The following is a 4,577-nucleotide window of genomic DNA, read 5'->3' on the forward strand; positions in this document are numbered from 1 at the left end:
GGTAGGCGAGGGCGCCCCAGCCGATGACGCCCCCCGCCAGCGCGGCCGGGACGCCGCCGCCGTGCAGGCGCAGGCAGGCGGCGGCCTCGGCGCAGGGGACACAGGTGGCCAGGTGGCGGGAGAGGTCCTCGGGGGTCTCGGCGCCGGGCGAGCGGGTGACGGCGTCCAGCAGGCGGGCGTAGCTGCGGCACTCGGCGTCCAGCGGAGTGTCGCGGTGGGCGCGGTGGCAGCGGTCGTGGAACAGTACGCGGACCTGGTCGAGTTCGGCGCCCGTGGTCAGCGGGTCCAGGCCCAGCCGGCGGGCGACGGTGGGCAGCGGGAGCGACTCCACCTCGGCGAGCCAGAGCAGCGTGGCATCGGCCTCGGGCATGTCCCGAAGACCCCGCAGGGCGATGGGCCGGCCCAGCGGAGGACCTGTGTAACGGGCGGCCGCCTCGGAGTTGAGCCAGAGGCGGAGGTCGGGGTCGAGCTGGTGTCCCTTGCCCGCGCTCTCCCACCCGGCCGCCGTCTCCCGGACAGCGGTGAGGAGTCGAGGGATGACCGGCAGCCGGGCGGTACGGCCGCGCACGGCGCCCTGCGCGGCCCGCAGCTCACGCATCCCCGACGTAAAGGCCTCATCGGCCAGTTGGTGTGCCGTTCCCGCTCCGGCCGTGCACAGGTCGGCGTAGGAGAGAACCGCGTCCCAGCACTCGGCGAACAGCGCTGCCTCGGCGGCATCCTGAGGGGGCGACAGATCGGGCATCGGTCTCCAGCGTCCACGAGCGAGGGGCAACTCACCACAGCGATTGTGGAGTTGGGGCCTCGCGGAGGCAGGAGCCTTTCACGCCGCCGCCGGGCTGACAAGCGGATCGGGTGAGCGGCCCGTCGCCCGGCGTGACCGTGACCGCCCGCCGCGCGCCCGCCACTCCGTCAGGGGATACGGAAGCGGGCGCTCAGCGGTTCAAAACCGGCGAGCCACAGGCCGGTCAGACCTCCACCCGCTCCTCCGCGGACAGGCTGTCCATGAAGGAGCTGACGGAGAACACCGCGTTGCCCGGGCCGGGCGGGCCGTAGCCGGGCGGGTAGGAGAGGCCGAAGTCGTCCATGGTGTTGCGGTACGCCTCCAGCAGCCGGATGTGGTACTCGAGCGGCGCGCCCTGCGGGTTGGCCTTGCCGAGCGGGGTGGTGGGCTCGGGGCACCAGGTGGTGAAGCGGGGCGTGATGCCGTGCGACATGAAGAAGCGCAGCCCCTCGGTGGTGGAGGCGATGGCCTCGTCGACGCTGGTGAAGCCGAAGGGCTCGGCCATCTCCACGCCCGCCACGAAGTTGGGGATCACGTTGCTCGCGCCGAACACGTCGGCGGAGTCCAGGATGCGCTTGTGCCACTCGTCCCGGCCGACGTACCGCTCCTTGCCGGGGCAGTACATCTTGAACAGGTACTCGTCCCACACCTCGAAGTTGGGGTGGTAGATCTGCACGCCGTAGTCCTTGAAGCGCTGCACGTCCGGCTTGGGCAGCGCCTGCGCGACGACCTTCCCGATCCAGCGGCCCGGGAAGTGCTCCTCGATGGCCTTGGCGTACCGGCCGTAGAAATCGGCCTCGTCCAGCCCCTGGACCTTCGTCGTGATCGCCCCGCCCGTGAGGGTGTACGCGGTGGAGATCTTGGCGGTGTCGTACTTGTCGATGATCTCCAGCGCCTCGAGGACCTCGTCGACGTCCTTCACGCCCGTGTACGGCCGGCCCGCCGCCTTGTGCTGGCGCCAGTTGTGGTTGATGTCGCAGTACTGGCACTCCTCCTTGGCGCCGAAGTACTGGCAGACGCGGAACGCGGTGAGGTAGATCAGGTAGCCCCACTGGATGGTCGGGGCCACCTCCATGACCGACTTCCCGTTGGAGAGCTTGTGCCGGTAGTACTCCGGCATCGGCGGCACGCCGACGTCGGAGATCCGCTTGCCGTCGAGGTAGAGGCCGAGCCGGCCGTGCTCGTCGGCGGCGACCCGGTAGGGGGAGGCGGGGTTCACCCGCACGGAGACGACCGTACGGCGCAGGTCGTAGGGGCCACCGGTGAGGATGATCTCCTCCGGGGGCCTGCGGAGGGCGGCCTCGCCCAGCTCGGGAAGGGTGCCGTGGTCGAAGGAGAAGATGAAGTACGACTTCGGCTTGACCTCGCCGCCCTCGTTGTCGCTGAGGGCCGAGGCGTCGAAGGCGACTCCGCCCCGGAGCAGGTCCTCCTTGAAGACGGCCTCCCGCGGCACATGCGGGAACCGCTCCATCAGATCCTCGACCAGCGCGGTGCGGCTGCCCATCCCTGTCTCCTCCCGGCTCACACGTACATCTCACACCGTATGCCCCCACTTCCCGGCAAGCCCTGCCGGGGGGTTGTGAGGCATGCGACGTGCTGTCCCGGCCTCCGGGTCTCCCCAGGTCACGGGAGTGATGAGAGGGTCTGGGCACAGGCACTCTCGGGAGGGACGGCAGGGATGACCAAGTCGGCACGGGCGGTCACCAACTGGGCGCGGAACATCACGTACACGGCCGACGCGTTCCACCGGCCCACCTCGCCGGACGCACTGCGGGCGCTGGTTGCGGGCAGCGCGCGGGTGCGGGTGCTGGGCAGCGGGCACTCCTTCAACCGGATCGCGGACCCCGGCGCCGGGGGCGTGCTGCTGTCGGTGGCCGGGCTGCCCCCGGTGATCGACGTGGACACGACGGCCCGGACGGTACGCGTCGGCGGCGGGGTCCGGTACGCGGAGCTGGCCCGCACGGTGCACGCGCACGGGCTGGCACTCGCCAACATGGCGTCCCTGCCACACATTTCGGTCGCCGGGTCGGTCGCCACGGGCACCCACGGCTCCGGCGTGGGCAACGGCCCGCTCGCCTCGGCGGTACGCGAGGTCGAACTGATCACGGCGGACGGCGGCACGCTGCGGATCGCCCGCGGCGACGCCCGTTTCGACGGCGCCGTGACCTCGCTCGGCGCGCTCGGCGTGGTCACCGCGCTCACCCTCGACCTGGAACCGGCGTACGAGGTCGAGCAGCACGTCTTCGCCGAACTCCCCCTGGAGGGACTGGACTACGAGACGGTCGCGGCCTCGGCGTACAGCGTCAGCCTGTTCACCGACTGGCGGGCGCCGGGGTTCCGGCAGGTGTGGCTGAAGCGGCGCACCGATCAGGCGCCGGTGGACTTCCCGTGGGCGGAGCCGGCGGCCGGGGCGATGCATCCGGTGCCGGGGATGCCCGCGGTCAACTGCACCGAGCAGGGGGGCGTGCCCGGCCCCTGGCACGAGCGACTGCCGCACTTCCGGGCCGAGTTCACGCCCAGCAGCGGCTCGGAACTCCAGTCGGAGTACCTCCTGCCGAGGGCGGACGCCCTGGTCGCGCTGCACGCCCTGGACGCGATCCGGGCGACGCTCGCCGGGGTGGTGCTGACCTGCGAGGTACGGACGGTCGCGGCCGACGCGCAATGGCTCAGCCCGGCGTACGGGCGGGACTCGGTGGCGCTGCACTTCACCTGGATCGAGGACGCGGCGGCCGTGCTCCCCGTCGTGCGCGCGGTGGAGGCCGCGCTCGGCGCGCTGGACGCCCGGCCGCACTGGGGGAAGGTGTCCGAGATGCCGTCGGCGGTGGTGCGGGAGCGGTTCCCGAGGCTGGCCGGTTTCCGGGCACTGGCGGCCGAGCTGGACCCGGCGGGCAAGTTCGCCAATGCGTTCGTGCGGGAGATTCTTGCCTAGAGCCTCTAGGATGCGGGCTTGGCATCCAAGGAGGTGGGTCCATGGCGCGTGCGGGGATCACGGCCGACCGGCTGGTCGCGGCCGCCGCCGAACTCGCGGACGAGGCCGGTTTCGAGCACGTCACCCTCTCCGCCCTGGCCCGGCGCTTCGGCGTGAAGGACGCGAGCCTGTACTCGCACGTCCGGAACCTGAACGACCTGCGCACCCGGCTGGCGCTGTACGCGGGCGGTGAACTGATCGACCGCATCGCGGCGGCGGTCGCCGGACGCGCGGGCCGGGACGCGCTGACCGCGTTCGCGGACGCCTACCGCGCCTACGCCCTTCAGCACCCCGGCCGGTACGCGGCCACCCAGATCCGTATCGACCAGTCCCTGACCGCGGACTCCCCCGCCCTGCGCCGCACCGCCGAGATCACCTACGGGATGCTGCGCGCCTACGGCCTCTCCGAACCCGACCTCACGGACGCGGTGCGCCTGCTGCGCAGCACCTTCCACGGCTACTGCGTACTCGAATCGGCGGGCGGCTTCGGCGCCGGCCGCGCGGTGGACGCCTCCTGGGAGAAGGGGGTCGAGGCGCTGCACCGGGCGCTCGAACACTGGCCCAGGGAGGCCCAGGCATGACACCCGGCTTCGACCTCACCGGCACCGGCCCGGTGCTGCTGCTCCTGCCGGGCGGCGCCGGGCATCCGATGGGGCTGGGACCGCTGATCGCGCGGCTGGCGCGCCGGTTCACCGTGGTGACGTACGACCCGCTGGGCCTGGCGCACGGGCGCCTCGGGGAGCCGGTGCCGGACCAGCGGCCGGAGGACTGGGCCGACGGCGCGGACCGGGTGCTGGCCGCCGTGCTGCCGCCCGGTGAGCGGGGTTA

At 72.4% G+C, this 4,577-nt stretch carries 3 protein-coding genes and 2 pseudogenes; 3 read left to right on the forward strand and 2 right to left on the reverse strand.

The features are described from left to right. Both GT030_RS17790 and GT030_RS17795 read right to left on the reverse strand, forming a co-directional pair. Positions 1-742 (reverse strand): annotated as a pseudogene (locus GT030_RS17790) (cellulose-binding protein); the annotation flags it as partial. 223 nt (positions 743-965) lie between these two features. Next, positions 966-2,285 carry a radical SAM protein gene (locus GT030_RS17795; protein WP_086696122.1) on the reverse strand — a complete coding sequence of 440 codons (1,320 nt, stop codon included), beginning with the start codon at positions 2,283-2,285 and terminating at the stop codon, positions 966-968. A gap of 174 nt (positions 2,286-2,459) precedes the next feature. On the opposite strand from GT030_RS17795, the gene GT030_RS17800 reads away from it, so the two are divergent. The 3 genes and pseudogenes from GT030_RS17800 to GT030_RS17810 form a co-directional block, all read left to right on the forward strand. After that, complete coding sequence (locus GT030_RS17800; RefSeq protein WP_161201930.1) at positions 2,460-3,710, forward strand: FAD-binding protein; 1,251 nt, start codon at positions 2,460-2,462, stop codon at positions 3,708-3,710. Positions 3,711-3,751: 41 nt separating this feature from the next. Beyond that, positions 3,752-4,330, forward strand: coding sequence for a TetR-like C-terminal domain-containing protein (locus GT030_RS17805; protein ID WP_161201931.1), 579 nt, complete (start codon positions 3,752-3,754; stop codon positions 4,328-4,330). Further along, a pseudogene (locus tag GT030_RS17810) lies at positions 4,327-4,577 on the forward strand (alpha/beta hydrolase); the annotation flags it as partial. The gene GT030_RS17805 and the pseudogene GT030_RS17810, both read left to right, overlap by 4 nt.

The organism is Streptomyces sp. SID1328, from assembly GCF_009865595.1.
In the GTDB taxonomy this organism is placed as follows: domain Bacteria; phylum Actinomycetota; class Actinomycetes; order Streptomycetales; family Streptomycetaceae; genus Streptomyces; species Streptomyces griseoluteus.

Coding starts and splice junctions, on each gene's coding strand:
- GT030_RS17795 (WP_086696122.1), bottom strand. CDS start 2,285: ATGGGCAGCCGCACCGCGCTGGTCGAGGATCTGATGGAGCGGTTCCCG.
- GT030_RS17800 (WP_161201930.1), top strand. CDS start 2,460: ATGACCAAGTCGGCACGGGCGGTCACCAACTGGGCGCGGAACATCACG.
- GT030_RS17805 (WP_161201931.1), top strand. CDS start 3,752: ATGGCGCGTGCGGGGATCACGGCCGACCGGCTGGTCGCGGCCGCCGCC.